2 protein-coding genes are annotated in these 1,098 nt (G+C 41.8%); both read right to left on the reverse strand.

All coding sequences use genetic code 11. From position 1 onward, the window contains the following. The coding region (locus DXB52_RS15870; protein WP_472520588.1) for a hypothetical protein at nt 1–523 on the reverse strand (523 nt) is incomplete at its 3' end. Between the two features lie 93 nt (nt 524–616). Continuing rightward, the coding region (locus DXB52_RS15875) for a hypothetical protein (RefSeq protein WP_118108088.1) at nt 617–1,098 on the reverse strand (482 nt) is incomplete at its 5' end.

The following is a 1,098-nucleotide window of genomic DNA, read 5'->3' on the forward strand; positions in this document are numbered from 1 at the left end:
GATCGCCCCAGATCTTTGCATTCGTGCGTTTGATGAGCTGGTTGGAATCGTTGTACTTATAGTTATATTTTGCTTTGCTGACACCATCTTCGATCTTCTCGTAAGAGGTTCGGTTTCCGATCTTGTCATACGTATAATTATGGACTGTCTTTTTACCGCCCTCTGCTTTTTCCGTACAGCGTGTCAGTTCCCAGTTGTCATCATACTCATAAGTACGTGTTGTCTGGATCTCTTTTTCCTGATGCTCACAGTCTGCTTTGCTTGTCTCTTTCTGTGTATCGCCCCAGTTATACCAGTCTTCCCAGCTTGGCGTCTTTCTTGTTCCGGCTTCCAGTTCCGTAGCTGTTTCTCCAACTACATATCCCTGATCATTGTACTTGTACTCATAAGTACTGATTACTTTGCCGCAGGAACCACAGGTATTCACAATCTTTGTGATATGATCTTCTGCATCGTAAGATACTTCTGTCTTTGTTCCATTGCTTCTAATGACTTCTGTCACACGATTCAGTGCATCATGCATACAGAGAACCTGCCACTGGCAGTTTCTCTTGCATACTTTGATAAAAAAACTGCCAGGATTTTACCCCCGGCAGTCCACTTTTTCCATATTCAGTTATTCTGTTGGAAACATCGCTGTCTCCAGCTTGCTTCTTTCGGTTTCAGACAGCTCATACGTCCCGGAATGGTTCTTTTCCACTTTTACAGTTACTGTCACCGGATCTCCATAGCTGTTCTTATCAATGCTCTTCTGCACGCTTTCCGTTAAAACAGATGCAAATACACCCGGATCTGTTTCTTTCATTCCCTGTGCAATCTTTTCCTTGCTGACTTCTGCGGAGCTCTGCTGCAATGTCTGAAATACATTGGATGGTTCAACTTGTACACTTACTGTATAGACTCCATCCTCTTCTTTCACATCCTGTACTTTGTATTTTGCCAATTTCTTTACTTCTACCAGTTTTTTCGCATAATCAGCAATTCCTTTGTCCGTAATGTTATCGGAATCATCAAATTGCTGTTGGATACTCTCATTAAAATCCTCTTCGATTTCTTTCTTGGCATCTTTTTCCGAGATTTCTAACAGATTTGCATAAT

Source organism: Ruminococcus sp. OM04-4AA (genome assembly GCF_003462585.1).
GTDB classification, from domain to species: Bacteria; Bacillota; Clostridia; order Lachnospirales; family Lachnospiraceae; genus Mediterraneibacter; species Mediterraneibacter faecis.